Origin of the sequence: Mesorhizobium sp. Root554 (assembly GCF_001427025.1) — a bacterium.
Lineage (GTDB): Bacteria > Pseudomonadota > Alphaproteobacteria > Rhizobiales > Rhizobiaceae > Mesorhizobium.
Window position 1 is genome coordinate 1,536,703 of sequence record NZ_LMGA01000001.1, and the last position, 24,446, is coordinate 1,561,148.

Below are 24,446 nucleotides of genomic sequence, written 5' to 3' on the forward strand. Positions count from 1 at the left end.
TTAGACGAGCCGGTCCGGCCCGTCCACGTATCTCTGTCCGTCGCCCACCGCGTTCACGCTGGGCGGTCAATCAACGGTACGGCGCATCCAGTTCCATGTTGCGCGCAATCTCGCGTTCCCACCGGTCGCCGTTAGCCAGAAGCTTGTCCTTGTCGTAGTAGAGTTCCTCGCGCGTTTCCGTCGCGAACTCGAAATTCGGCCCCTCGACGATGGCATCGACCGGACACGCTTCCTGGCAGAAGCCGCAATAGATGCACTTCACCATGTCGATGTCGTAGCGCACCGTGCGCCGCGTGCCGTCGTTGCGGCGCGGCCCGGCCTCGATGGTGATGGCCTGCGCCGGGCAGATCGCCTCGCACAGCTTGCAGGCGATACAGCGTTCTTCGCCGTTCGGATAGCGGCGCAGCGCGTGTTCGCCGCGGAAGCGTGGGCTGATCGGCCCCTTCTCATGCGGATAGTTGATCGTCTCCTTCGGCGCGAAGAACTGCCGCATCGACAGGAAGAACGCGCTGACGAAATCCTTCAGCAGAAGCGATCCAGCGGCTTGGAAAAGTGCGCCCATTATGCCCACCCGGTTATCTTGAGGAATGCGGCGGTGATGACGACCATCGCCAGCGAAATCGGCAGGAACACCTTCCAGCCGAGCCGCATGAGCTGGTCATAGCGGTAGCGCGGCACGAACGCCTTCACCATCGAGATCATGAAGAAGACGAAGCAGACCTTTAGCACGAACCAGATGACGCCCGGCACCCAGGTGAAGGGCGCGAAGTCGAAGGGCGGCAGCCACCCGCCGAGGAACAGGATGGTGGCGAGCGCGCACATCAGCACGATGGCGACATATTCTCCGAGGAAGAACAGCAGGAAGGGCGTCGACGAATATTCGACCATGTGGCCGGCGACCAGTTCCGATTCCGCTTCCACCAGGTCGAAGGGCGGGCGGTTCGTTTCGGCCAGCGCCGAGATGAAGAACACCACGAACATCGGGAACAGGCCGAGCCAGTGCCAGTCGAGGAAGGTGTTGGGCAGGCCGAGCCGCGTGCCGATGCCGTCATGCTGCGACAGCACGATGTCCGACAGGTTGAGCGAACCGACGCACAGGAGCACGGTGACGATGACGAAGCCGATGGAAACCTCGTAGGACACCATCTGCGCCGCCGAGCGCAGCGCGCCGAGGAACGGATATTTCGAGTTCGACGCCCAGCCGCCCATGATGACGCCGTAGACTTCCAGCGACGAGATGGCGAAGACGTAGAGAATGCCGACATTGACATTGGCGATGGCCCAGCCGTCGCTGACCGGGATCACCGCCCAGGCCGAGATTGCCAGCACCGCCGACACCAGCGGCGCCAGCAGGAACACGCCCTTGTTGGCGCCCGACGGGATGATCGGTTCCTTGAACACGAACTTGAACAGGTCGGCGAAGGCCTGCAGCGTTCCCCACGGGCCGACGACGTTCGGGCCGCGGCGCAGCTGCACCGCCGCCCAGATCTTGCGGTCGGCGTAAAGCACGTAGGCCACGAAGATCAGCAGAATGACGATCAGCACGACCGACTTCAGCGCGATGATCAGCGCCGGCAGGACATAGAAGGAGAAGAAGCTGTCCATGTCTTACTCCGCCGCCTGCCGGAAGCCGTTCCTGGCCAAAGCCGAACACTCGGCCATGACCGCCGATGCGCGCGCGATCGGGTTGGTGAGATAGAAATCCTTCACCGGCGCGGTGAAGGCGCCCTTGCCGAGCCGGCCGCTGAGCTTCGCCGCTTTGGCGACGTCGCCGGCATCGCCCGCCGCGATCTGGTCGATGCGTGCGAGATGCGGGTATTCGGCGTAGAGCTTTGCGCGCAACTGCGCCAGCGAATCGAACGGCAGCTTGTGGCCGAGAACGTCCGAAAGGGCGCGCAGGATCGCCCAGTCCTCGCGCGCCTGGCCGGGGGCGAAGCCGGCGCGGCTGGTCTGCTGCACACGGCCTTCCGTGTTCACATAGGTGCCGGACTTTTCCGTGTAGGCGGCGGCCGGCAAAATGACGTTGGCGCGGTGCGCGCCGGCATCGCCATGCGTGCCGATATAGATGACAGACGCGCCGCCGGTCTTGCCCATGTCGATCTCGTCGGCCCCGAGCAGGAACAGCACGTCCGCTCCGCCGAGCATTCCGGCGACATCCTTGCCGCCCTCGCCCGGCACGAAGCCGATGTCGAGGCCGCCAACGCGCGCGGCCGCGTTGTGCAGCACCGCAAAGCCGTTCCATTCGGTGGTGACAGCGCCGATGGCAGAAGCCAGCTTCGCCGCCTGACCCAGCACCGCCGCGCCATCGGCGCGCGCCAGCGCACCCTGGCCGACGATGATGAGTGGCTTTGAGGCCTTCTTCAGCGCCTGGAAGAACTTGCCGTTGCCGTCCGCCATGTCTTTCAGCGAATCTGGACCGGCGCCGAGCATCTCGTAGTCGTAGCGCAGGTCGCCGACATCGCCGATCACGCCGATCGGCAGCGGACCGGCGCGGAAGCGCTTGCGGATACGGGCGTTCAGCACCGAGGCCTCGAAGCGCGGATTGGCGCCGATGATGAGGATGGCGTCGGCCTGCTCGATACCCTCGATCGTCGGGTTGAAGATGTAGCTGGCGCGTCCGAGCGAAGGATCGAGCGCCGCGCCGTCCTGGCGGCAGTCGATGTTCTGTGAGCCGAGCGAGGCCATCAAAAGCTTCAGAGCATACATGTCCTCGACGGCGGCGAGATCGCCGGCGATGGCGCCGATTTTTTCCGGCGTTGTCTTCGACACCGCTTCCTGGATGGCGGCGAACGCCTCGCCCCAGCTTACCGCCACCAGCTTGCCGTCCTTGCGGACATAGGGCCGGTCGAGGCGCTGCGTGCGCAACCCGTCCCAGATGAAGCGGGTCTTGTCGGAAATCCACTCCTCGTTCACCTGCTCGTTGATACGCGGCAGGATGCGCATCACTTCGCGGCCACGCGAGTCAACCCGGATCGCCGAACCGACAGCGTCCATCACGTCGATGGATTCGGTCTTGGTCAGCTCCCAGGGGCGCGCCGTGAAGGCGAACGGCTTCGAGGTCAGCGCGCCGACCGGGCACAGATCGACGACGTTGCCCTGCAGTTCGGAGGTCATCGCCTGTTCGAGATAGGTGGTGATCTCGGCGTCCTCGCCGCGTCCGATCAGGCCGAGCTCCGAAACGCCGGCGACTTCCGTGGAGAAGCGGACGCAGCGCGTGCAATGGATGCAGCGGTTCATCACTGTCTTGACCAGCGGGCCGATATATTTGTCTTCGACGGCGCGCTTGTTCTCGTGATAGCGCGAGGCATCGACGCCGAACGCCATCGCCTGGTCCTGCAGGTCGCATTCGCCGCCCTGGTCGCAGATGGGGCAATCGAGCGGATGGTTGATGAGCAGGAACTCCATCACCCCTTCGCGCGCCTTCTTCACCATTGGCGAATTGGTGAACATTTCCGGCGCTTCGCCATTCGGGCCGGGACGCAAATCGCGCACGCCCATGGCGCAGGAAGCCTGCGGCTTCGGCGGGCCGCCCTTCACCTCTACCAGGCACATGCGGCAGTTGCCGGCAATCGACAGCCGCTCGTGGAAGCAGAAGCGCGGCACTTCCGCGCCCGCCTCTTCCGCCGCCTGCAGCAGCGTGTAGTGGTCGGGTACCTCGATCTCTTTCCCGTCGACCTTAAGCTTTGCCATCTCGTCTCGAACCTCTGCGGAAAGCCCGCAATCTCGCCACGCGCCGCGCCTGCGGCGTCTGCTTAGTTTTTCTTGCCCGCAAGCCTTGCCGCCTGCCCCAGCCAGTCGTCACGCCCGATGCGCCCCTTGAAGCCCAGGGCGTCTTCCATCCAGGCAATTTCCTCGGCCTTCCACGCGGCAATCTGCCGATATGTCCACACGCCAAACCCGTTCAGCACTTGCTCGAGCTTTGGACCGACGCCGGCAATAGCCTTGAGGTCGTCCGGCTTGCGTGGTTTTTCCATGCCTTGCGGCTGACGGAAATCCTCCGGCATCAGCGCGGCTGCGGCACCGGTTCGGCCCTCGCCCACCGGCGGCATAGAAGAAGCCGCGCCGCGGGTTTCCCTGGCCACACCTTCCGCCGCGTCCTGCGTTGTTCGAATGAGCTTCTCCGCCGCATCCCGCGCCCTGGCCACGGGCGCCTTGGCAGGTGGCGCGAAATCCCGCGCCCCACCGGGCATCTCATCCAGCATCGGCTGCATCAGGCGCTGGGATATCTCGGCGGCGCCGGCCATCGCGCCCATCCACACACCGAAAGCATGGCTGGCGAAGCCGATCCCGAGCGCCGACATTGCCGCCGCGCCGGCGAGCGGAGGCGTGAAGAGATTGACGGCGCCCGCCATCTCAGTTGTGAACTTTGAACTCATCCTGTTCATTTACTTCTCAAAGCCATCCAACTGGAACTTTGCCTCAGGAATCTTTACCGTCGTTGCGCCGCTATTGAGTAGTTCGGCAGCCACCGAAGGGTCACTAGCTTGTAGGGTCTTCACCCAGCTCGAATAAGAATCCTTGTTGACCACCACCCCATCTGTAGCCACGTCTAAAGCCGTGGCATTGACCGCACCGGGAACACTTCCGGTTTTCGAGATGTCAGATAATTTCTTTAGCGCATCATATGTGGAAGAGGGGATAAGAATGGATTCTTTTTTGGGGTCAAAAGAATTGAACTTAATATTCGGCTGCCATTTACCATCTGAACTCATTGTCCTCGCAGGGCTAAGCTTGATGGTTACAGTTTGAATTCTCTCGTTCTTCAAGCCGGTTCCAGCGTCTGCCCCCACTCCCCAGAAATTAGCCTGAACTTTTCCGGAAGCGCTTTTTTCGATCGTAAACTTCAACTCTAGCTGCGTTTCGCCAAGGTCAAAAACAGTTGTACCATCGACGGCCTGTTGCTCGACCGGGGCTGCTGCACGTTTGATGTCGTTGACAACAGCCCGGATCAAATTGTCCAATCCTATAGTGTCGGACGATTCTCGTTCCTGAGCGAACGTTGGGCAGGCTAAAGACGTTATTATTACTAACGCGGCAGCTATTCTCTTCATTCCGCCGCCTCCAGAACCGGTTCGGCTTTGTGTGCATTGCGCGAGAACTCGTCGATGCGCCGCTCCACCTCGCCACGGAAGTGCCGCATCAGCCCCTGGATCGGCCACGCCGCCGCATCGCCCAGCGCGCAGATCGTATGGCCTTCCACCTGCTTGGTGACGTCGAGCAGCATGTCGATCTCGCGCTTCTGCGCCTCGCCGCGCACAAGCCGCTCCATCACCCGCCACATCCAGCCGGTGCCTTCGCGGCAGGGCGTGCACTGGCCGCAGCTCTCGTGCTTGTAGAAATAGCTGAGCCGGGCAATGGCCTTCACCACATCGGTCGACTTGTCCATGACGATGACAGCGGCCGTGCCGAGACCCGATTTCAGGTCGCGCAACGCGTCGAAATCCATCGGCGTGTCCATGATCTGCTCGGCCGGCACCAGCGGCACCGAAGCGCCGCCCGGGATGACCGCCAGCAGATTGTCCCAGCCGCCGCGTATGCCGCCGCAATGCGTCTCGATCAGCTCGCGGAACGGGATCGACATCGCCTCTTCGACCGTGCACGGATTGTTGACGTGGCCGGAGATGCAGAAAAGCTTGGTGCCGGCATTGTTCGGCCGGCCGAAGGATGCGAACCAGGCCGCGCCGCGCCGCAGGATGGTCGGGGCGACGGCGATCGATTCCACATTGTTGACGGTGGTCGGGCAACCATAGAGGCCGACATTGGCCGGGAACGGCGGCTTCAGCCGTGGCTGGCCCTTCTTGCCTTCCAGGCTTTCCAGCAGCGCCGTCTCCTCGCCGCAGATGTAGGCGCCCGCGCCGTGGTGGACATAGATGTCGAAATCGTAGCCGGATGTGTTGCCCTTGCCGATCAGCTTGGCCTCATAAGCCTCGTCGATGGCCCGCTGCAGCGCTTCGCGCTCGCGGATGAACTCGCCGCGCACATAGATGTAGGCGGCGATCGCGCCCATGGCGAAACCGGCGATCAGGCAGCCCTCGACCAGCGTGTGCGGATCGTTGCGCAGGATGTCGCGGTCCTTGCAGGTGCCGGGCTCGGACTCGTCCGCGTTGACCACGAGATAGCTCGGACGGCCGTCGCTCTGCTTCGGCATGAACGACCATTTCAAACCCGTCGGGAAGCCGGCGCCGCCACGGCCGCGCAGGCCGGACGCCTTCATCTCGTTGACGATCCAGTCGCGTCCCTTGCCGATCAGCCCCGGCGTATTGTCCCATGCGCCACGGCGCATCGCCCCGGCCAGCGACTTGTCGAAGCGGCCGTAGATGTTGTTGAAGATGCGATCTTTGTCCTGAAGCATGTTCGCTCTCTCAGACCGGCTTCTTGCCGAAAACGCGGATATATTCGGCGACCCCGCCCTTGGCGAGCGCCTTGGCCTGCCGCACCCAGTCGTCGCGCTCGATGCGGCCATGGAACGACAGGTAACCGTCCACCCAGTCCCGCTCCGCCTTCTTCCACGCCGCGACCTGCGCGAAGGTGTAGATGCCGAGCGAATGCAATACGCCCTCGATCTTCGGGCCGACGCCCGAAATCAGCTTGAGGTCGTCCACCGACGCCGGCCTGGCGATGCCGGCGGGCCGGTTCTTGTCTTCGAGCGAAGGCTTTGCCGGCTTGGCGGCGACTTTTTTGCCACCGGCGCCAATCGGCTCACCCTTGAGCATTTCGGGAGCCTTGAATGCCCCTTTGGCGCCCTGCGATGAGATCGGCCGGGTGCGCGGCTTGTTCGCCACGCGCTCCACCGCCGGTTCTGCCTTGTCCGCCTGCTTCTTGTCGAAGGCCGGGGCAGGCGACGGATTTTCCAAGGACGGCTTGGGCTTCGATGCCTTGGCGGGCGCCTTGCCGGCCGCCGCCGCTGCGGGGGCTTTCAGCGCCGGATTGGTTTCTTCCTTGGCGGTCGCCGGCTTCGCCGCATCCGAAGGCGGCACTTGCGCAGCCGCCTTGGCGGCTTCCTTGGCCTGCTTGTCGCGCGTCGTCTTCAGCACCGCCTTCTCGTCCTGAAGGCTGGTGAAGCCGCTGGTCGGCGCGGAATAGAAGCGGCCGTTCTGCGGGCCCGGAGTCACCGAACCGCCCTTGCCGGCCTCGTAGAGAGCGATGATTTCCTCCAGCCGCTCCGGCGTCAGGTCCTCGAACGTATCCTTGAAGATCATGACCATCGGCGCGTTGACGCAGGCGCCGAGGCATTCGACTTCTTCCCACGACAGCTTGCCGTCGTCGGTGGTGTGGAACTGGTCGTGATGGATCTTCGAGCGGCAGACGTCCATCAGCGCTTCGGAACCGCGCAGCATGCAGGGCGTGGTGCCGCAGACCTGGATATGCGCGCGCGTGCCGACCGGCTTGAGCTGGTACTGCGTGTAGAAGGTCGCAACTTCAAGGCCACGGATGCGCGGCATCTCCAGCATGTCGCAGATCGATTCGATGGCGGCCTTCGTCACCCAGCCTTCCTGCTCCTGCGCGATCATCAGAAGCGGAATGATGGCCGACTGCTCGCGGCCCTTGGGATATTTCTTGATCCACTGCCTTGCCGCCGCCGCGTTCGCCTTGTTGAAGGCGAAGGAGGCTGGCTGGACGCTGGCATCGGCTAAACGGCGAACACTCATCTTGCTTCCTCGATTCCCGACTCAGTGCACCGTCGATGCCGAGGCATCGAGCCGGTTCAGCCAGAACGGGCTGCTGCTGGCAACCATGTCGTAGCCGGCCCTGCGGGATTTCTTGATCCGGTCGAGTTCATCGACTGTCGTCAGTTCACGCGCGCGCCCTTCGCCCAGCCAGAACACCCTGAGCTTCATGACGTCCAGAACGTGACGGGTGGTTTCGTGCCGCGGATCGGAGCCATGCTCCTCATAGACAAAAACGGCATCGCCGGAGAGCAACCGGTCAGCCCCCGAAAAGGCAGCAATCTCAACGCCTTCGACATCGAGCTTGACGACGAATTTGTCGATGCCAACGAATTCCGGCAGGTCGGCCAGATCGTCGACCGAGATCGTCTCGCAATCGAGGATCGGCATCGCGTCGGCCGAAGGCGCCACGATCGAGCGCGCCTCGTGCTTGGCACCGTACACCCGCACATGCTCGCCGCTCCTCGAGCCGATGGCGCGGTTGAGCGCGGCGAAGCGGCCGCCATTCAGGTCGCGATTGTCGTCCAGCTTGCGGAACGTGTCGGCAGCCGCCTCTATGGCGACCGCCTTCTTGGAGCCGAATTCCTCGCCCGAAACCAGGATCGACCAGTATCCATGGTTGGCGCCGCCGTCGATGAAGCCGTAATTCACGTCGCGCGACGCCTTGAGCAGCGCCATCACCGAGCGCTCATACTTGTAGTCCGGCGAAACCAGCACCGACCAGTAGGTGTCGCAATAGGCGACGCGCATGGAGCTGTCCGGCGTCAGCCTGAACAGCATGGCGCGGTCGCTCGGCAGCAGGGCGCGCGTGGCGCGGGCGATATAGGAAATGCCGACATTGGCGAACGGCTTCAGGAAGAACATGGCCGAGCGCAACACCGTGATGGCGATGCGTTCGCCGGCGGAAGCGCCTTCGACGCGCCCGCTGCGTGCATCGATCACAATGTCGTTCGCCGCGGCGATGCTCATCTGTCTACCTCGCCGAAGACGATGTCGAGCGAGCCGAGAACGGCGGTGACGTCGGCCAACATGTGGCCGCGGCAGAGGAAGTCCATCGCTTGCAGATGCGCGAAACCGGGGGCGCGCAGCTTGACCCGGTAGGGCTTGTTGGTGCCGTCCGAGACCAGATAGACGCCGAACTCGCCCTTCGGGGCCTCGACGGCGGCATAGACCTCGCCGGCCGGCACCCGGTAACCCTCGGTGTAGAGCTTGAAGTGGTGGATCAGCGCTTCCATCGACCGCTTCATGGCGTCGCGCTTGGGCGGCACCACCTTGCCATCGAGATTGGACACAGGACCCGTGCCTTCCTTGCCGAGCAGCAGGTCGATGCACTGGCGCATGATCCTGGCCGACTGGCGCATCTCTTCCATGCGGATGAGATAGCGGTCGTAGCAGTCGCCGTTCTTGCCGATCGGAATGTCGAAATCCATCTCGGCATAGCATTCATAGGGCTGCGACTTGCGCAGGTCCCACGCCGCGCCGGAGCCGCGCACCATGACGCCCGAAAAGCCCCAGGCCCAGGCATCCGCCAGCGACACAACGCCGATATCGACGTTGCGCTGCTTGAAGATGCGGTTGCCGGTCAGAAGCTGGTCGAGATCGTCGAGGTTCTTGAGGAACGGATCGATCCACCGGCCAATGTCTTCGATGAGCTGCCGCGGCAGGTCCTGGTGCACGCCGCCCGGGCGGAAATAGGCCGCGTGCATGCGTGATCCCGATGCCCGCTCGTAGAACACCATCAGCTTTTCACGGTCGACGAAGCCCCACAGCGGCGGCGTCAGGGCGCCCACGTCCATCGCCTGCGTCGTCACGTTGAGGATGTGCGACATGATGCGGCCGATCTCGGAATAAAGCACCCGGATCAGTTGGCCGCGCTTCGGCACCTCGATGCCGAGCAGCTTTTCGACGCCAAGGGCGAAGGCGTGCTCCTGGTTCATCGGCGCGCAGTAATCGAGCCGGTCGAGATAAGGCACAGCCTGCAGATAGGTCTTGTGCTCCATCAGCTTCTCGGTGCCGCGATGCAGCAGGCCGATATGCGGATCGACGCGGTCTACCACTTCGCCGTCAAGCTCCAGCACGAGGCGCAGCACGCCGTGCGCGGCCGGATGCTGGGGCCCGAAATTGATGTTGAAGTTGCGGACGGAGTGCTCGGTCATAAGAATGACCTCTCAGGCAGTCGGAAATCGGCAGTCGGCAGTCGGATCACGATGACACCCCTGCATTCTGGACAGAGCGGATGAGTCCGCGAAGCATCTTTCCAACCGTGTCGGCGCGATCCAGCACGGCGGTAGCCTCCTCGCGAGGCATCATTTCAACTTTCACGGCAAGCAAAACGTGCGTTTCCAGTTCTTTCAAAGAACCCTGAGCATTCTTCAGAAACTGAGCGTAGCTGCCGGCGCTCTCGCGACCGTATCCCTCGGCGATGTTGGCCGGCACGGAAGCGCAGGCGCGACGGATCTGAGCGGTCAAGCCGAACATTTCCCCGCGCGGAAGCGAACGCGTCAAACGGTAACAATCTGCCGCCAGTTCCATAGCCTCGTTCCAAACCCTTAGATCACGATATGACTGAATGATACCGTCAGTCGCCATCCCGATTGCCTACTGCCTATTGCCGACCTGCCGCATCACTGCTTCGCCTTTTCATCTCCCGGCAGCACGTAGTCCGTGCCTTCCCAGGGCGACAGGAAGTCGAAATTGCGGAATTCCTGCTTGAGCTCGACCGGTTCGTAGATCACCCGCTTGGCCTCGTCGTCGTAACGAACCTCGACAAAGCCGGTCAGCGGGAAATCCTTGCGCAGCGGGTGCCCCTCGAAACCGTAGTCGGTGAGGATACGCCGCAAATCCGGATGACCCGTGAACAGAACGCCATAGAGATCGTAGGTCTCGCGCTCGTACCAGTCGGCGCCCGGATAGACACCGGTGAGCGACGGCACCAGTGTATCTTCGTTCGCCTGCACCTTGATGCGGATGCGCAGATTCTGCTTCGGCGAGAGCAGGTGATAGACCACGTCGAACCGGTTCGGGCGCGCCGGATAGTCCGCGCCACAGACATCGATGATCGAGATGAACTGGCATTTCTTGTCATCGCGCAGGAACGTCGCCACCTTGACGATGTCGCCGGGCGCGACTGCGATGGCCAATTCGCCGTAGGACAACACGCTATCGGCGATGACATCGCCAAGCTTGCCCTTGATGTGGGCGGCAAGATCGCTGAGAGCTTCACTCATGGTCGGTTACCGTTCGATCGTGCCGGTGCGGCGGATCTTCTTTTGCAGAAGCAGGATGCCGTAGAGCAGCGCCTCGGCGCTCGGCGGGCAGCCGGGCACGTAGATGTCGACCGGCACGATGCGGTCGCAGCCGCGCACCACCGAATAGGAATAGTGATAATAGCCGCCGCCATTGGCGCACGAACCCATCGAGATGACGTAGCGCGGCTCCGGCATCTGGTCGTAGACCTTGCGCAGCGCCGGCGCCATCTTGTTGGTCAGCGTGCCGGCGACGATCATGATGTCGGACTGGCGCGGCGACGCGCGCGGCGCGACGCCGAACCGCTCCGAATCGTAGCGCGGCATGGAGGTGTGGATCATTTCCACCGCGCAGCAGGCCAGGCCGAAGGTCATGAACATCAGCGAGCCCGAGCGCGCCCAGTTGACCAGCGCGTCGGTCGAGGTGACGAGAAAGCCCTTGTCGGCCAGCTCATTGTTGATTTCGAGGAAGAACGGATCGTTCGCGCCCACCGGCTTGCCGGTGTTCGGATCGATGATCCCCTTCGGGCGCGGCGCGACGAGCGTGCCGCCCGAAGCCAACGGAGCGTCGTTCAATCCCATTCCAGCGCTCCCTTTTTCCATTCATAGGCGAAGCCGATGGTCAGGACGCCCAGAAACACCATCATCGACCAGAAACCCAGCATGCCGATCTTGCTGAACGAGACGGCCCACGGAAACAGAAAAGCGACCTCGAGGTCGAAGATGATGAACAGGATCGACACCAGGTAGAAGCGGATGTCGAACTTCATGCGGGCGTCATCGAACGAGTTGAAACCGCATTCGTAGGCGGACAGCTTTTCCGGGTCGGGGTTGCGGTAGGCGACCAGGAACGGTGCCGTCAACAGCGCAAGACCCACCACCAGCGCGACCCCTATGAAGATCACGATGGGGAGGTACGAACTGAGGAGTGCGTTCATGCTCCGACTTTCCAACGGTGGCCTGTCCACCAGATTTATAGCACCGGACCCGATTGCGGAAGCGTGACAGGTTGACCGCTAAACCGTTTTAAAAAAGGACCCGGCTGTAACGCGGCGAGGGTTAGCGCAGCGATCCCGCCGGTGCAAGTCAAACATTGGCCAAAATGAGCTGCTGGACGGCATATCCGCCGAAACTGGTCCCATCGGCTCCTGTTTGATTTCCTTCATATTTTACTCCACTTTTCTTCCTGACACTCCTGCCGCCATCGGCCTGCTAGTATCGGCCGGAATCGGGCAGGAACAGCCTGCCCGCCGCAACGCAGACAGGCGCTCATGACGCAAAAGCTTTCCCTTGCCGCCGCCCGCCGCATCGCCCTTGCAGCACAGGGGTTCATGGATCCTCGTCCTGCCGCTGATCCGACGCGAAGGCACCTTCAACGCGTGTTGTCGCGCACCGGCCTCCTGCAGATCGATTCCGTCAGCGCCGTGGTGCGCGCCCACTACATGCCGCTTTATTCGCGGCTTGGCCCCTACCCCCAGTCGCTGCTGGACAGCGCGACCGTCGGCCGCAAGCGCACCCTGTTCGAATACTGGGCGCATGAGGCCTCGCTGCTGCCGGTCGAGACATGGCCGCTGATGCAGTGGCGAATGCAGCGGGCGCGGGCGAACGATGCCGGCGAAATCTACAAGGGGCTGGCCCGCTGGGCCGAGGATAAAGTGGCCTTCATCGAAGAAGTCTACCGGGAAGTCGAGGCGAGCGGCCCGATCCCCGCCTCCGCCATGGAAGGCCATAAGGGCAAAGGAGGCTGGTGGGGCTGGAGCGATGCCAAGGCCGCCTTCGAATGGCTTTTCTGGGCCGGGCGCATCACCACCCATTCGCGCCGCGGCTTCGAGCGTTACTACGACCTGCCCGAACGCGTCCTGCCGCGGGCAATCCTCGACATGCCGGTGCCATCGCTGGAGGACGCCCACCGCGAACTGCTGCGCATCTCGGCCAAGGCGCATGGCGTCGCCACTTATGCCTGCCTGCGGGATTATTTCCGTCTTGCGCCCGCCGACACAAAAACCGCCCTGGATTCACTGGTGGAGGAAGGCGAGCTGCTGCCGGTGACGGTCAAGGGCTGGAACAGGCCGGCCTATCTGCACCCCGACGCCCGCATACCGCGCAAGGTCGAGGCGCGCGCCCTGCTGGCGCCGTTCGACCCGCTGGTGTTCGAGCGCAGCCGTACAGAAAGCCTGTTCGACTTCCGCTATCGAATCGAAATCTACACGCCGGCCGACAAGCGTCAGTATGGCTACTACGTCCTGCCCTTCCTGCTCAACGAGCGCATCGTCGCCCGCGTCGACCTGCGGGCCGACCGCCCTGCCGGCGTGCTGCGCGTCCATGCCGCCTACGCCCAGCCGAACGCGCCATCCGAAACCGCCGCCGAACTGTTGCAGGAACTTAAGCAGATGCAGGGCTGGCTCGGGCTGGAGCGGATGGAGATCACTCCGGCAGGCGATCTGGGGGCTGCACTTAAGGCCGTTGCAGCGGATCAGCCATCCTCCTAGCCTCAGACAGCAAGCCTTTCTCTGGCCTGCATGAGTGCAAAGCCCAACAGGTTTTCACCGCGCCACAGAAGCGGATTTGCCGCACGCTTGTCGTCCGCCGAAAGGCCTATCCCCCAAATTCTATCGACCGGACTGGCCTCCACCAGAACGGCATCGCCGGTAGAAACCAGAAACTCCTTGAGCGCGGTATTCTGATCGAATTTGTGAAAGCTGCCTTCGTCTACGATGCGCCGTTTCGCGGCATCCCACTTTTCTTCGTCGAAGCCCCGCACTTCCCGACCAAGCTGCTTTGCCTGTTTTGGACTCCCGGCCTCCAGTATCCTTGATGCGGTTTCACGATCCTCGAAAAGCAGCGCTTTCTTCGCCATCATCCAGTGTTCGGCAGTGGGATACCGCATGCCTTCCACAGTAAAGGGTGCCGGCCACCATTGGCTGAAACAGGAAGCGATTATCCGACCATGCTTTGATGGTTGGTGACCCCAGAAGAAAAGAAACTTCGGGCGGACCTTCGCACGGAATGCGTTTTCGAGTTCAGAACGGTCATAAAACATGGGTTGAACCCTGAAGTCTTGGGCGCATCCCTGTCAATCGCGACTGCCTATCGCGGTGCCCGTGGCCTTGTGTGCATCCCAAAATTCCGCAAGCGCTTGATGCTGCCACCATTTCATTCCACATCCGTCATGATGAAGGATGAAATGCGGGATCAGCACTGGACATCGAGCTTGGCCTTGCCGGCTTCCGGCGTCCTGCACCTGGCGATCGTCGCGCTTCTGATTTTCGGATTGCCGAAATCATTCCCGAAGCCGCAGGACGAGCAGGCGGTCGCGGTCGAGCTGGTGCCGCCGCCCAAGCCCCCGGAAAAAGCGCCGGAAGAGCCGAAGGCCGAGCCGCCTGCCAAAAAGCCTGAGCCTAAGCCTGAAAAACCCAGGCCCGAGACGCCGAAGCCCGAAAAGCCTCCGGAAGCGCAGGTCGAACCGCCGACGCCAGCCCCGGAACAGCCCATCCGCAGGCTCAACCCCGTCGTCCAGTTCGGCGAGAAGGATGCCGGTCCGCGAAAGGCATTGGATGGTGACAGCGCCGAAGAAAGCTCGACGAAGGCGACGGATCAGGAGAATCCCGAAAAGCCGGAGAGCCAAAACGAGAAGCCGGTCGAGCCGCCGGCTGTCATCGCGGTCGAAAAGGATGCTTCACCATCGCTGCCACAAACGGCAACACAAAAGCCAACACCCAAACCCGCTGAAATCGCCGAACCCCGGAAGGCGCCGAAACTTCAGGACGTCAAAAAACTGTATTCCCGTTCGGCGACTGATGACCCGGTGGCGACGACCGCGATGCGCGGCGTGCCGCGCGACGTTCGCGGTGGTACGCTCTGCGTCACCGAACTGCGCGAGCAATTGTACAGAGCCTCACCGCCCTATTTCCCTGACCTTCTGCCGTCCTTCCGGCTGAAGGAAGGCACCACCCTCGATGTTCCCGGCGCCGCCTTCCGCGTCGGCGGGCAATGGCGCGCCTTGAGCTACCGGTGCGAAGTCGACGCGAATGTCACGAGAGTGGAGTCCTTTGCTTTCCGCATCGGCGGGCTGATCCCGCGCAGCGAATGGCAAAGGCTTGGCTTGCCGACAAGATAACACCACGCCGCGACCGGCAAGGCATGTCGCAAGCACGCGTTGACTTCCCTCCCCCCGCCAGCCTAAATCGACCCTGCAACGGTCTCCTTCCTCCACGGGAAGGAGCTAAGAGGGAATGCGGTGCGGGCGAAATCCCAAATCCGCGGCTGTCCCCGCAACTGTGAGCGACGAGCCAGGGCCGATAACCACTGGGATTTTCCCGGGAAGGCGGCACCATGGCGACGACCCGCAAGCCAGGAGACCTGCCGTCGCAAGGAAGATGAATCCGACCGTCCGGCGGGTGTCCCGGGCAAGGAGCACGATTTGGACCAGGACGGCATTTTACCGGATGACGGCGCGGATATGTCCGTTGTCGATTCTCTGCGCGACGTCACCATACTTGTCTGCTCGACCTGCCGCGACGAGACCGGCTCCGATGCGCACCCCCGCGCCGGTTCACTTCTGGCCGAGGACGTCCGCCGCGCCGCCGTCAACGACAACATCCGCATCCGCACGGTCGAGTGCCTCGGCAACTGCAAGCGCCGGCTCTCAGCCGCCATCCTGCGCAAGGATTGCTGGAGCTATGTCTTTGGCGACCTGTCCGCCGACAGCGGCCCCGACCTGATCGCCGGTGCCAAGCTGTTCGCCACCTCCACCGATGGGCTGATCCCGTGGCGCGGGCGTCCCGATTCCCTGAAGCGCGGCCTCGTCGCCCGCATCCCTCCCCTCGACCTTCTGAAGGACTGACATGACCGCCACACGCGTTCCCTGCACCGTCGTCACCGGCTTCCTCGGCGCCGGCAAGACCACGCTCATCCGCCACATTCTGGAAAACGCCAAGGGCAAGCGCCTCGCCCTCATCGTCAACGAATTCGGCGATGTCGGCGTCGATGGCGAAATCCTCAAGGGCTGCGGCGTCGAATCCTGCCCGGAGGAAAACATCGTCGAACTGGCCAATGGTTGCATCTGCTGCACGGTGGCCGACGATTTCGTCCCGGCGCTCGACCAGATCCTGTCGCGCACGCCCAAGGTCGATCATATCCTGATAGAGACCTCCGGCCTCGCCCTGCCGAAGCCGCTGGTGCAGGCGTTCCAGTGGCCGAGCGTCAAAAGCCGCGTCACCGTCGATGGCGTCATCGCGGTGGTCGACGGGCCGGCGCTGGCGGAGGGCCGCGTCGCCTCCGACATGGATGCGCTGGCGGCGCAGCGGGCGCAGGACGGCACGCTCGATCACGACGACCCGGTCGAGGAGGTGTTCGAGGACCAGGTCGCCTGCGCCGACCTCATCATCCTGTCGAAAAGCGACCTGATGGACGCCGCCGGCTCGGCACGCGCCAACACCCTCATCGGCGAACACATTTCGCGCGCGGTGAAGATCGTGCCGACCGCCCACGGCAAGGTCGATCCGTCCGTGCTGCTCGGTCTCGGCCTCGCCGTCGAGGATGACATCGAGAACCGCAAGAGCCACCATGACGGCATGGGTGACCATGAGCACGACGATTTCGATTCCTTCGTCATCGAACTGCCTTCCATCGCCAGCCCCGACGAACTGGCGGCGCGGGTCTCGAAGGCGGCGGAAGAGGAGAACGTCCTGCGCGTGAAGGGGTTTGTCGACGTCGACGCCAAGCCGATGCGGCTGCTGGTGCAGGCCGTCGGGCCGCGCGTCAATCATTACTACGACCGCGCCTGGACGCCGCAGGACGACCGCCGCTCACGCCTCGTGGTGATCGGCTTGAAGGGCCTGAACCGCCCGGCGATCGAGAAGATACTGGTGGGGTGATAGAGTGCGCTGATGCACATCCTGACCACCACATCCGCTTCGCTCGACGACATCGCCGAGCCGGTCGATCTGAAGCAGAAGCCGGCCGATGTCCTGGCGTTGTCCTTCACCGACAGCGATCTGGCGGGCATGGCTGCGGCGTGGAAAACCGACGCGGCAAACCTTGCGCCGATGCGGCTCGCGGCTCTGCGCGACCTGCGCCATCCCATGTCTGTCGACCTTTGGGTCGATAGCGTCGCCCGCCACGCCAGGGTGATCCTGGTTCGAATCCTCGGCGGCTATGACTGGTGGCGCTACGGCTGCGACCGGCTGGCGGCGATCGCGCGGGAGCACGGCGTGAAGCTGGCGCTTCTGCCCGGCGAAGACCGTGGCGAGGACCCACGCCTCGTCGAGGCATCGACCCTGCCGCCGGAAGAACTCACCGCGCTGCTTGCTTATTTCCGGCAGGGCGGCCCCGACAATATGAAGGCGCTGGTGCGCCATCTGTCGAAGCTGGCCGGCTATGAAAGCGACCTGACGGACCCGGTGGAAGTGCCGAAAGCGGGATATTATTGGCCGGGCTTGGGCACTTCTACCTCCCCCTTGTGGGGAGGTCGGACCGGAGGTCCGGGTGGGGGTGGATCAATCGACCTGTCGAACTCCCCCACCCCAGCGCTGTGCGCCGACCCTGCCCCCAAGGGAGAGGGTAATGAGGCCCCCCTCATTCCCATCCTCTTCTACCGCTCCATGCTCCTGGCCGCCGATGCCGCGCCCATCGACGCGCTGACCGAAGCGCTGCGCCGAAAAGACCTCGCGCCGGTTCCCATCTTCGTGTCCAGCCTCAAGGACCCCGATTCGCTCGCCTTCGTCGAGACCGCCTTGGCCGACCTGAAGCCCGCCGCAATCGTCGCCGCCACTGCCTTCGCATCCGGCGCCGAGCCCGGCTCGCAGACCCTGTTCGACCGCGCCGGCGTGCCGGTCTTCCAAATCATCGTCGCCACCACCCGCCGCGATGCCTGGGAGAACAACCAGCGCGGACTCGCGCCGGCGGACCTCGCCATGCATGTGGTGCTGCCGGAACTGGACGGCCGCATCCTTGCCGGCGCAATTTCCTTCAAAGCCGAAAGCGAGATCGACCCGGCGCTCGGCTTCCGCGCCTTCGCCAACAAGCCGGAACCCGACCGCGTCGAGCAGGTGACCGAGCGTATCGCCGCCATGACGCGGCTGCAGGATACGCCTCGAGCCGAGCGCCGCATCGCAATCCTGATCCCGGACTATCCGAGCGCACCCGGCCGCACCGGCTACGCCGTCGGCCTGGATGTCCCGACCTCCGTTCTCGCCATGCTCCACGACCTGAAGGAACAGGGCTATGCGATTGACGGGATTCCGCAATCGCCGCGTGCGCTGCTGGATTTGCTTGAGCAAGGATCGGCGTCATGGCCCGTCGCTGATTATTCCGGGCACTTTGCCGGACTGCCCGACGCGGCGCGTGACGGGGTTGAGACGGCATGGGGCTCCCTGCACGAGGACGAGGATAAATTCTTCTTCCGCGCCGCCACCTTCGGCAACATCACCGTCGCCCTCGCCCCGGACCGCGGCCGCTCCGCCGACCGCCGCGCCGACTATCACGATCCGACCGTTCCGCCGCGCCACGAATTTCTCGCCTTCGGCCTGTGGCTGCGCAAAGCGCTCGACATCCACGCGCTTGTCCATGTCGGCGCGCACGGCACGCTGGAATGGCTGCCCGGCAAGACCGTGGCCATGAGCCGAAACTGTTACCCGGAGATCGTCGCCGGCTCCCTGCCGGTCGTCTATCCCTTCATCGTCTCCAACCCCGGCGAGGCGGCGCAGGCCAAGCGCCGCATCGCCGCCGTGACGCTCGGACACCTGCCGCCACCGCTGGCCGCCGCCGGTCTGGACGAGAACCAGCAGATGCTCGAACGTCTGGTGGATGAATACGCCCAAGCCGATGGCCTCGACCGCCGCCGCCGCGACCGGCTGGCCAAGCTGATCGTCGAGACCGCGGCGAAGACCGGGCTCTCTGCCGAGGCCGGCGTCGCACGCACCGACGCGCCGGACGAGGCCCTGCGCCGCATCGATGCCTGGCTTTGCGACCTCAAGGACTTCGCCATCAAGGATGGCCTGCACATTTACGGCCGCGCGGCCGAAAACGAGGCCGACCCGCTGCGCATCGAAAGCGCGGCATCCGAAAAGGCCAACCTCATTGCTGCGCTCGACGGACGCCACATCGCCGCCGGTCCGTCCGGTGCGCCGGCGCGGGGCCGAACCGATGTGCTGCCCACCGGGCGCAACCTGTTCACCGCCGATCCGCGCACCATGCCGACGCCGACCGCCTTCGACCTCGGCAAGGCCGCCGCCGACGAGATCGTGCTCGCCTACATGCAGGCGCATGGCGATTACCCGCGCTCGCTGGTCATCGACCTGTGGGGCTCGGCCTCGCTGCGCACCGGCGGCGAGGAGATCGCGCAGGGGCTGGCGCTGATGGGCTGCCGCCCGCAATGGGACCCGGCGACGGGCCGCGTCACCGGCATCGAGGTGCTGCCCCCGGCGGCCACCGGCCGGCCGCGCGTCGATGTCACCTGGCGCATTTCCGGCCTGTTCCGCGACATGTTCCCGACCCAGATCGCGCTCATCGACGCCGCCGCGAATGCGGTCGCCAGCCGCGACGAGGACGCGCACGACAATCCGCTGGCGGCTGAAACCCGCGCCGAAGGCCGGCCCGGACCGCGCATCTTCGGCTCATCGCCCGGAACCTACGGCGCCGGCATCGAAGATCTGCTGTCCGGTGGCAATTGGGACGAGCGCGAAGAATTGGGTCGCGCCTATCTCGATGCCACATCGCACAGCTACGGCGGCGTCGATGGACTTGGAACGCCTGCTCCCGACGCCTTCGCCAACCGCATTGCCGAGGCCGACCTGCTCGTCCACACCGGCGACGATCCCGGCCTCGACATCCTCGAAGGCTCGGCCGACGTGGCCTTCATCGGCGGCTTTTCCGCGGCCGTGGCGGCCCTCGGCGGCAAGGCGGACGTCATCGTGCTCGACACCACCGACCCGGCTCGTCCGAAGCCGCGCTCCGTCTCCGAAGCCGTGGCGCGTGTCGTTCGAGCGCGCGCCGTCAACAAGCGCTTCATTGCCGGCCAGATGCGCCACGGTCCGCGCGGCGCATCCGAATTCGCCGAAACCGTCGACCGTCTCGTCGGCTTTGCCGAAACCACCCACGCCATCCCCGGAGGCCTGATCGGGACCTTGCACGACGCCTATCTCGGCGACCCGCAGGTCCGCGCCTTCCTTCTCAAGGAAAATCCGGCGGCGGCAAGGGTCATCGCCGAACGGTTCCAATCCGCGCGCCGTCGCGGGCTTTGGCACCCGCTGCGCAATTCGGTCGATGACGATCTGGCGGCGTTGATCGCCGAAGCCATGTCGCTCGGCGTCAGCGCCAGACCTGCGGAGGCGGCGGAGTGAACGCTTTCTCGCGCCGTGGCGCCTGCCCCGCTTTGTCCGCACCGATGCAGACCGGCGATGGCCTCCTGGTACGGCTCAACCCCGCTGCTGGAGGACTCGCCCCCAACGCCTTGATCGGACTCTGCGAATCGGCCGCCCGCCATGGCAACGGCATCGTCGAGGTGACGGCGCGCGGCTCGATCCAGATTCGCGGCCTGACGCCCTCCGCCGCCGATAAGCTCGCCGCCGAAGTCGATGCGCTGAGGATAGATGTCCGAACGGGCGTCCCCGTGGAAACCGGCCCGCTTGCCGGGATCGATCCGGATGAAATTGCCGACCCGCGCCCGCTGGCTGAAACCATTCGCCTTGGCATAGCCACCGCCGGACTTTCAGCGCGGCTCGGCCCGAAAGTCTCGGTCGTCGTCGATGGCGGCGGCCGGCTGACATTGGACGATGTGCTGGCCGACGTTCGGCTGGTTGCGATCCGCCGGAATGATGGAACAGCCTGGCATGTATCGACTGGTGGAACTGCGGCGACAGCGAAACCGCTAGGGACATTCGCCGAAGACGACGCCTCCGGCGCCGCGCTCCGTATTTTGAACGCTGTCGCCGAAATCGGGCCCGAGGCACGCGCGCGCGATTTATCACCCCCCGCATGGGAAGCGTCGGTAGCCCCCCGCAAAGGGGAAGGTAACGTGCCCATCGGCATCCTCCCGCTCGGCGATTCCACCTTCGCCCTTGTCCTCGCCCTGCCCTTCGGCAGCCTGCCCGCCGCAACGCTGATCGACCTGGCGCGGAAGGCCGGCGATCTCGGCGTGACCGAAATCCGCCCGGCCCCGCGCCGCGCTCTGATCCTGCTTGGCCTTTCCAGACCCGACTGCGAAATCCTTCTGGCGCAAGCCGCGCATCTCTGCTTCGTCACCGATCCTACCGACCCGCGCCTGTCCATATCCGCTTGCCCGGGCTCCCCCTCCTGCGCTTCCGGCCAATTGTCCACCCGCGACATCGCCACGGAACTCGCGCAGGCCGCGCCCGAGTTCTTCGACGGCTCCCTCGCTTTGCATGTCTCCGGCTGCGCCAAGGGCTGTGCTCATCCCGCCGCTGCCGCGCTCACGCTGGTGGGCGGCGATAACGGGGCCGGCCTTGTCGTCGAGGGAGCGGCAAGGGACCTTCCGGCCGGATACACGCCGCGCTATGAAGCCGCGACGGGCCTCAGCCGCGTAGCAGGGCTGGTGAGGAACAACCGTATGGCCGGAGAGACGAGCGCAACCTGCCTTGCGCGACTGGGTGCGCAAACCATCGTCGCCTCCTTCACACAGGACCGAGCATGACCGCCTACGACTATATCCGCGACGGCAACGCCATCTACGAACGTTCCTTCGCCATCATCCGCGCGGAAGCCGACCTGTCGCGCTTTTCGCAGGCCGAGGCGGATGTCGCCATCCGCATGATCCATGCCTGCGGCCAGGTCCAGGCCGCCGCCAGCTTCGCTTTCTCCAACGATTTCGTCAGCGCCGCGCGGACCGCGCTCGCAGCCGGCGCACCCATCCTCTGCGATGCCGAGATGGTGGCGCATGGCGTCACCCGCGCCCGCCTGCCTGCCGGCAACGAGGTGATCTGCGCGCTGCGCGATCCGCGCACCGCCGAAATCGCCGCGGAAATCGGCAACACCCGCTCCGCCGCTGCGCTCGACCTGTGGGGCGAGCGCATGGCGGGCGCGATCGTCGCCATCGGCAATGCGCCCACCGCCCTGTTTTATCTGCTGGAAAAGCTGCGCGACGGCGCGCCGAAACCCGCCGCCATCGTCGGTATGCCGGTCGGCTTCGTCGGCGCCGCCGAATCCAAGGACGCGCTGGCGGAAAATTCCTATGGCGTGCCCTGGGCCATCGTACGCGGCAGGCTCGGCGGCAGCGCCATGACCGCCGCCGCCCTCAACGCTTTGGCGAGGCCGGGATTATGAATGTCATCGTTCAAGGCCGACTCATCGGCGTCGGCACCGGCCCCGGCGATCCTGAACTCATCACCCTGAAAGCGGTGCGCGCGCTGGGCGAGGCCGATGTCGTCGCCAATTTCGCCAAGCGCGGCAACAATGGCAATGCCCGCGCCAGCGTCGCCGGCCATTTGCGGCCCGATGTGATCGAATTGCCATTGCTCTATCCGGTAACCACCGAAATCGACAAGGACCACGCCGACTACAAGGCACAGATCCTCGCCTTCTACGAAGAATCCGCCGAGGCGGTCGCCGCGCACCTGGCGGCGGGGCGGACGGTCGCCGTGCTGTCGGAAGGGGACCCCCTTTTCTACGGCTCCTACATGCACCTGCATGTGCGGCTGGCGCACCGCTTCCCGACCGAGGTGATCCCCGGCGTCACCGCCATGTCCGGCTGCTGGTCGCAAACCGGCCTGCCCATCGTGCAGGGCGACGATGTGCTGAGCGTCCTGCCCGGCACGATGAGCGAGTTCGAGCTGACCCGCCGCCTTGCCGATACCGACGCCGCCGTCATCATGAAGGTGGGGCGCAATCTGCCCAAGATCAGGCGCGCGCTGGAAGCCGCCGGCAAGCTGCGCGACGCCGTCTATGTCGAGCGCGGCACCATGACCGGCAGCACCTCGATCCGCCTGGCGCAGAAAAGCGACGACAAGGCGCCTTACTTCGCCATCGTGCTGGTTGCCGGCTGGACGGGCAAGCCGAACGCCGCACTTGCGGAGAGCGCCGAATGAGCGGCCGGCTTGCCGTCATCGGACTGGGTCCCGGCAACGCCGATCAGGTGACGCCGGAGGCGAGCCGCGCCGTCGCCGAGGCGCGTTTCTTCTACGGTTACAAGCCCTATCTCGACCGGCTCGACCTCGACGCCGGGCAGACGCGCATCGCCTCCGACAACCGCGAGGAGCTTGCACGGGCAAAGGAAGCTCTTGCCAAAGCCGCCGAAGGCCATTCGGTAGCGGTGGTTTCCGGCGGCGATCCCGGCGTCTTCGCCATGGCCGCCGCGATCTGCGAGGCAATCGAGATCGGGCCGGAAGCCTGGCGCGAGATCGAGGTTGCGATGGTCCCCGGCGTCACCGCCATGCTGGCGGTCGCCGCCCGCATTGGCGCGCCGCTCGGCCACGATTTCTGCGCCCTGTCGCTGTCCGACAATCTCAAGCCATGGGAGTTGATCGAATTGCGGCTGCTGGCGGCAGCGGGCGCCGGCTTCGTCATCGCGCTCTACAATCCGATCAGCAAGGCGCGGCCCTGGCAGCTCGGCCGCGCTTTCGAATGCCTCTCGGCCATATTGCCCGGCACGACGCCGGTCATCTTCGGCCGCGCCGCCGGCCGCCCGGATGAGCGCATCGAGATCGTGCCGCTCGCGGAGGCGAAGCCTGAAAGCGCCGACATGGCGACCTGCGTCATCATCGGCTCGCCCGAAACCCGCATCATCGAGCGGCCGGGCAAGGCGGCCCTGGTCTATACGCCGCGCTCCGCGACGGGGCCGAAGTGATGATCGACCATGGCCATCAGATCGTCCACGCTCTGCCCAGCCGGTGCCTCCGGCAGGAGCGGCCGTCGCACCATGACGACTTCGATGCCCAGCGCCCGCGCCGCGGCGATCTTGCCATAGGTGGCCACGCCGCCGCTGTTCTTCGAGACGACGGCATCAATGCGGTGTTGCGCCAGCAAAGCCCGCTCGTCACCTTCGGCAAACGGCCCGCGCGCCAGCATGTAGACCGCCTCCGGCACCGCCAGCGGCGGATCGACCGGATCGACGCTGCGAACGAGATAAAAATGCTGCGGCGCGGCTTCGAACGCCGCCACCTCCTGCCGTCCGAGCGCGAGGAAAACGCGGCGTCTCGCGCCGCCCAGCGCGCGCACCGCGCCCGCCCCATCGTCCACCAGCGTCCAGCGATCGCTGCCGACCGGCTCCCATTGCGGCCGCCGCAGCGCCAGGATCGCGACGCCGGACCTTGCGGCAGCCTCTGCCGCGTTGGCGGAAATGCGCGCCGCGTAAGGGTGCGTCGCGTCGATCATCAGATCGGTAGCAGTCTTTCGCAGATAGGCGGCCAGCCCGTCCGCGCCGCCGAAACCGCCGCTGCGCACCGGCACGCCTTGTTCCACAGGACTTTCCGTGCGTCCGGCCAGCGACAGGGTGACGGCGCAATTGTCCCGCGCGGCCAGCCGCCCCGCCAGTTGTCGCGCCTCGGTGGTTCCGCCCAGGATCAGAATGCGGTGGGTCATC

General features: G+C 64.7%; 24 protein-coding genes and 1 riboswitch. Of the genes, 9 read left to right on the forward strand and 15 right to left on the reverse strand.

From position 1 onward, the window contains the following. Positions 1 to 70 precede the first annotated feature (70 nt). The 13 genes from nuoI to ASD44_RS07455 all read right to left on the reverse strand — a co-directional run bounded on the left by nuoI (position 71) and on the right by ASD44_RS07455 (position 11,850). Positions 71 to 562 carry an NADH-quinone oxidoreductase subunit NuoI gene (gene nuoI, locus ASD44_RS07400; protein ID WP_056110281.1) on the reverse strand — a complete coding sequence of 164 codons (492 nt, stop codon included), beginning with the start codon at positions 560 to 562 and terminating at the stop codon, positions 71 to 73. Continuing rightward, the gene (nuoH, locus tag ASD44_RS07405; protein ID WP_056110283.1) at positions 562 to 1,605 is read right to left on the reverse strand and encodes an NADH-quinone oxidoreductase subunit NuoH; all 1,044 of its coding nucleotides are present in this window, start codon (positions 1,603 to 1,605) and stop codon (positions 562 to 564) included. Before nuoH ends, nuoI begins: the two co-directional genes overlap by 1 nt. A 3-nt stretch (positions 1,606 to 1,608) precedes the next feature. Beyond that, the gene (gene nuoG, locus ASD44_RS07410) at positions 1,609 to 3,690 is read right to left on the reverse strand and encodes an NADH-quinone oxidoreductase subunit NuoG (protein WP_056110285.1); all 2,082 of its coding nucleotides are present in this window, start codon (positions 3,688 to 3,690) and stop codon (positions 1,609 to 1,611) included. 62 nt (positions 3,691 to 3,752) lie between these two features. After that, entirely contained in the window at positions 3,753 to 4,244 is a 492-nt protein-coding gene (locus tag ASD44_RS07415; protein WP_244478733.1) for an NADH-ubiquinone dehydrogenase, read from the reverse strand. Between the two features lie 141 nt (positions 4,245 to 4,385). Then, positions 4,386 to 5,051, reverse strand: a complete 666-nt coding sequence (locus ASD44_RS18340; protein WP_156459805.1) for a trypco2 family protein — start codon at positions 5,049 to 5,051, stop codon at positions 4,386 to 4,388. Beyond that, on the reverse strand, positions 5,048 to 6,352 hold the full coding sequence (nuoF, locus tag ASD44_RS07420) for an NADH-quinone oxidoreductase subunit NuoF (protein ID WP_056110287.1): 1,305 nt from the start codon (positions 6,350 to 6,352) through the stop codon (positions 5,048 to 5,050). Before nuoF ends, ASD44_RS18340 begins: the two co-directional genes overlap by 4 nt. 10 nt (positions 6,353 to 6,362) lie before the next feature. Next, on the reverse strand, positions 6,363 to 7,649 hold the full coding sequence (locus ASD44_RS07425; RefSeq protein WP_056110289.1) for an NADH-quinone oxidoreductase subunit E: 1,287 nt from the start codon (positions 7,647 to 7,649) through the stop codon (positions 6,363 to 6,365). A 21-nt stretch (positions 7,650 to 7,670) separates the two neighbouring features. After that, the gene (locus ASD44_RS07430; RefSeq protein WP_056110291.1) at positions 7,671 to 8,636 is read right to left on the reverse strand and encodes an FkbM family methyltransferase; all 966 of its coding nucleotides are present in this window, start codon (positions 8,634 to 8,636) and stop codon (positions 7,671 to 7,673) included. After that, positions 8,633 to 9,823 carry an NADH-quinone oxidoreductase subunit D gene (locus tag ASD44_RS07435; protein WP_056110293.1) on the reverse strand — a complete coding sequence of 397 codons (1,191 nt, stop codon included), beginning with the start codon at positions 9,821 to 9,823 and terminating at the stop codon, positions 8,633 to 8,635. Before ASD44_RS07435 ends, ASD44_RS07430 begins: the two co-directional genes overlap by 4 nt. 46 nt (positions 9,824 to 9,869) lie before the next feature. Continuing rightward, a complete protein-coding gene (locus ASD44_RS07440; RefSeq protein WP_056110294.1) occupies positions 9,870 to 10,256 on the reverse strand; it encodes a four helix bundle protein in 387 nt (128 codons plus the stop codon). 35 nt (positions 10,257 to 10,291) lie between these two features. Further along, positions 10,292 to 10,894 carry an NADH-quinone oxidoreductase subunit C gene (locus tag ASD44_RS07445; protein ID WP_056110296.1) on the reverse strand — a complete coding sequence of 201 codons (603 nt, stop codon included), beginning with the start codon at positions 10,892 to 10,894 and terminating at the stop codon, positions 10,292 to 10,294. Between the two features lie 6 nt (positions 10,895 to 10,900). Continuing rightward, a complete protein-coding gene (locus ASD44_RS07450; RefSeq protein WP_056110298.1) occupies positions 10,901 to 11,494 on the reverse strand; it encodes an NADH-quinone oxidoreductase subunit B in 594 nt (197 codons plus the stop codon). Continuing rightward, complete coding sequence (locus ASD44_RS07455; protein WP_056110300.1) at positions 11,485 to 11,850, reverse strand: NADH-quinone oxidoreductase subunit A; 366 nt, start codon at positions 11,848 to 11,850, stop codon at positions 11,485 to 11,487. The genes ASD44_RS07450 and ASD44_RS07455 overlap by 10 nt, the downstream gene beginning before the upstream one ends. A 333-nt stretch (positions 11,851 to 12,183) precedes the next feature. Here ASD44_RS07455 and ASD44_RS07460 point away from each other — a divergent pair, with 333 nt between their 5' ends. After that, positions 12,184 to 13,401, forward strand: a complete 1,218-nt coding sequence (locus tag ASD44_RS07460) for a winged helix-turn-helix domain-containing protein (protein WP_056110301.1) — start codon at positions 12,184 to 12,186, stop codon at positions 13,399 to 13,401. Between the two features lie 2 nt (positions 13,402 to 13,403). Here the strand turns inward: ASD44_RS07460 and ASD44_RS07465 are convergent, their stop codons facing one another. Continuing rightward, entirely contained in the window at positions 13,404 to 13,952 is a 549-nt protein-coding gene (locus tag ASD44_RS07465; RefSeq protein ID WP_056110303.1) for an NADAR family protein, read from the reverse strand. 144 nt (positions 13,953 to 14,096) lie between these two features. Here ASD44_RS07465 and ASD44_RS07470 point away from each other — a divergent pair, with 144 nt between their 5' ends. From ASD44_RS07470 to ASD44_RS07505, 8 genes are all read left to right on the forward strand, one after another. Beyond that, a complete protein-coding gene (locus ASD44_RS07470; protein ID WP_082542553.1) occupies positions 14,097 to 15,029 on the forward strand; it encodes a DUF930 domain-containing protein in 933 nt (310 codons plus the stop codon). A 62-nt stretch (positions 15,030 to 15,091) separates the two neighbouring features. Continuing rightward, positions 15,092 to 15,294: riboswitch (cobalamin riboswitch) on the forward strand. Positions 15,295 to 15,371: 77 nt separating this feature from the next. Next, positions 15,372 to 15,755 carry a DUF1636 family protein gene (locus ASD44_RS07475; protein ID WP_056110308.1) on the forward strand — a complete coding sequence of 128 codons (384 nt, stop codon included), beginning with the start codon at positions 15,372 to 15,374 and terminating at the stop codon, positions 15,753 to 15,755. Between the two features lies 1 nt (position 15,756). After that, positions 15,757 to 16,788: a cobalamin biosynthesis protein CobW gene (gene cobW, locus ASD44_RS07480; protein WP_056110310.1), complete on the forward strand. Its 1,032-nt coding sequence runs from the start codon at positions 15,757 to 15,759 to the stop codon at positions 16,786 to 16,788. A 12-nt stretch (positions 16,789 to 16,800) separates the two neighbouring features. Then, entirely contained in the window at positions 16,801 to 20,253 is a 3,453-nt protein-coding gene (cobN, locus tag ASD44_RS07485; RefSeq protein ID WP_056110311.1) for a cobaltochelatase subunit CobN, read from the forward strand. After that, positions 20,250 to 21,563, forward strand: a complete 1,314-nt coding sequence (gene cobG, locus ASD44_RS07490) for a precorrin-3B synthase (protein ID WP_056110313.1) — start codon at positions 20,250 to 20,252, stop codon at positions 21,561 to 21,563. The genes cobN and cobG overlap by 4 nt, the downstream gene beginning before the upstream one ends. Continuing rightward, positions 21,560 to 22,192, forward strand: a complete 633-nt coding sequence (locus ASD44_RS07495) for a precorrin-8X methylmutase (protein ID WP_056110316.1) — start codon at positions 21,560 to 21,562, stop codon at positions 22,190 to 22,192. The genes cobG and ASD44_RS07495 overlap by 4 nt, the downstream gene beginning before the upstream one ends. Then, the gene (locus ASD44_RS07500) at positions 22,189 to 22,953 is read left to right on the forward strand and encodes a precorrin-2 C(20)-methyltransferase (RefSeq protein WP_056110318.1); all 765 of its coding nucleotides are present in this window, start codon (positions 22,189 to 22,191) and stop codon (positions 22,951 to 22,953) included. The genes ASD44_RS07495 and ASD44_RS07500 overlap by 4 nt, the downstream gene beginning before the upstream one ends. Continuing rightward, the gene (locus ASD44_RS07505) at positions 22,950 to 23,711 is read left to right on the forward strand and encodes a precorrin-3B C(17)-methyltransferase (RefSeq protein WP_056110320.1); all 762 of its coding nucleotides are present in this window, start codon (positions 22,950 to 22,952) and stop codon (positions 23,709 to 23,711) included. Before ASD44_RS07500 ends, ASD44_RS07505 begins: the two co-directional genes overlap by 4 nt. Here the strand turns inward: ASD44_RS07505 and ASD44_RS07510 are convergent. Then, positions 23,678 to 24,445 carry a cobalt-precorrin-6A reductase gene (locus ASD44_RS07510; RefSeq protein WP_056115639.1) on the reverse strand — a complete coding sequence of 256 codons (768 nt, stop codon included), beginning with the start codon at positions 24,443 to 24,445 and terminating at the stop codon, positions 23,678 to 23,680. The genes ASD44_RS07505 and ASD44_RS07510 overlap by 34 nt on opposite strands. Position 24,446 lies beyond the last annotated feature (1 nt).

Bases quoted from the DNA above. Each gene is read 5' to 3' on its own strand.
- nuoI (WP_056110281.1), bottom strand. From the start codon at position 562: ATGGGCGCACTTTTCCAAGCCGCTGGATCGCTTCTGCTGAAGGATTTC.
- nuoH (WP_056110283.1), bottom strand. From the start codon at position 1,605: ATGGACAGCTTCTTCTCCTTCTATGTCCTGCCGGCGCTGATCATCGCG.
- nuoG (WP_056110285.1), bottom strand. From the start codon at position 3,690: ATGGCAAAGCTTAAGGTCGACGGGAAAGAGATCGAGGTACCCGACCAC.
- ASD44_RS07415 (WP_244478733.1), bottom strand. From the start codon at position 4,244: ATGGCCGGCGCCGCCGAGATATCCCAGCGCCTGATGCAGCCGATGCTG.
- ASD44_RS18340 (WP_156459805.1), bottom strand. From the start codon at position 5,051: ATGAAGAGAATAGCTGCCGCGTTAGTAATAATAACGTCTTTAGCCTGC.
- nuoF (WP_056110287.1), bottom strand. From the start codon at position 6,352: ATGCTTCAGGACAAAGATCGCATCTTCAACAACATCTACGGCCGCTTC.
- ASD44_RS07425 (WP_056110289.1), bottom strand. From the start codon at position 7,649: ATGAGTGTTCGCCGTTTAGCCGATGCCAGCGTCCAGCCAGCCTCCTTC.
- ASD44_RS07430 (WP_056110291.1), bottom strand. From the start codon at position 8,636: ATGAGCATCGCCGCGGCGAACGACATTGTGATCGATGCACGCAGCGGG.
- ASD44_RS07435 (WP_056110293.1), bottom strand. From the start codon at position 9,823: ATGACCGAGCACTCCGTCCGCAACTTCAACATCAATTTCGGGCCCCAG.
- ASD44_RS07440 (WP_056110294.1), bottom strand. From the start codon at position 10,256: ATGGCGACTGACGGTATCATTCAGTCATATCGTGATCTAAGGGTTTGG.
- ASD44_RS07445 (WP_056110296.1), bottom strand. From the start codon at position 10,894: ATGAGTGAAGCTCTCAGCGATCTTGCCGCCCACATCAAGGGCAAGCTT.
- ASD44_RS07450 (WP_056110298.1), bottom strand. From the start codon at position 11,494: ATGGGATTGAACGACGCTCCGTTGGCTTCGGGCGGCACGCTCGTCGCG.
- ASD44_RS07455 (WP_056110300.1), bottom strand. From the start codon at position 11,850: ATGAACGCACTCCTCAGTTCGTACCTCCCCATCGTGATCTTCATAGGG.
- ASD44_RS07460 (WP_056110301.1), top strand. From the start codon at position 12,184: ATGACGCAAAAGCTTTCCCTTGCCGCCGCCCGCCGCATCGCCCTTGCA.
- ASD44_RS07465 (WP_056110303.1), bottom strand. From the start codon at position 13,952: ATGTTTTATGACCGTTCTGAACTCGAAAACGCATTCCGTGCGAAGGTC.
- ASD44_RS07470 (WP_082542553.1), top strand. From the start codon at position 14,097: ATGCGGGATCAGCACTGGACATCGAGCTTGGCCTTGCCGGCTTCCGGC.
- ASD44_RS07475 (WP_056110308.1), top strand. From the start codon at position 15,372: ATGTCCGTTGTCGATTCTCTGCGCGACGTCACCATACTTGTCTGCTCG.
- cobW (WP_056110310.1), top strand. From the start codon at position 15,757: ATGACCGCCACACGCGTTCCCTGCACCGTCGTCACCGGCTTCCTCGGC.
- cobN (WP_056110311.1), top strand. From the start codon at position 16,801: ATGCACATCCTGACCACCACATCCGCTTCGCTCGACGACATCGCCGAG.
- ASD44_RS07495 (WP_056110316.1), top strand. From the start codon at position 21,560: ATGACCGCCTACGACTATATCCGCGACGGCAACGCCATCTACGAACGT.
- ASD44_RS07500 (WP_056110318.1), top strand. From the start codon at position 22,189: ATGAATGTCATCGTTCAAGGCCGACTCATCGGCGTCGGCACCGGCCCC.
- ASD44_RS07505 (WP_056110320.1), top strand. From the start codon at position 22,950: ATGAGCGGCCGGCTTGCCGTCATCGGACTGGGTCCCGGCAACGCCGAT.
- ASD44_RS07510 (WP_056115639.1), bottom strand. From the start codon at position 24,445: ATGACCCACCGCATTCTGATCCTGGGCGGAACCACCGAGGCGCGACAA.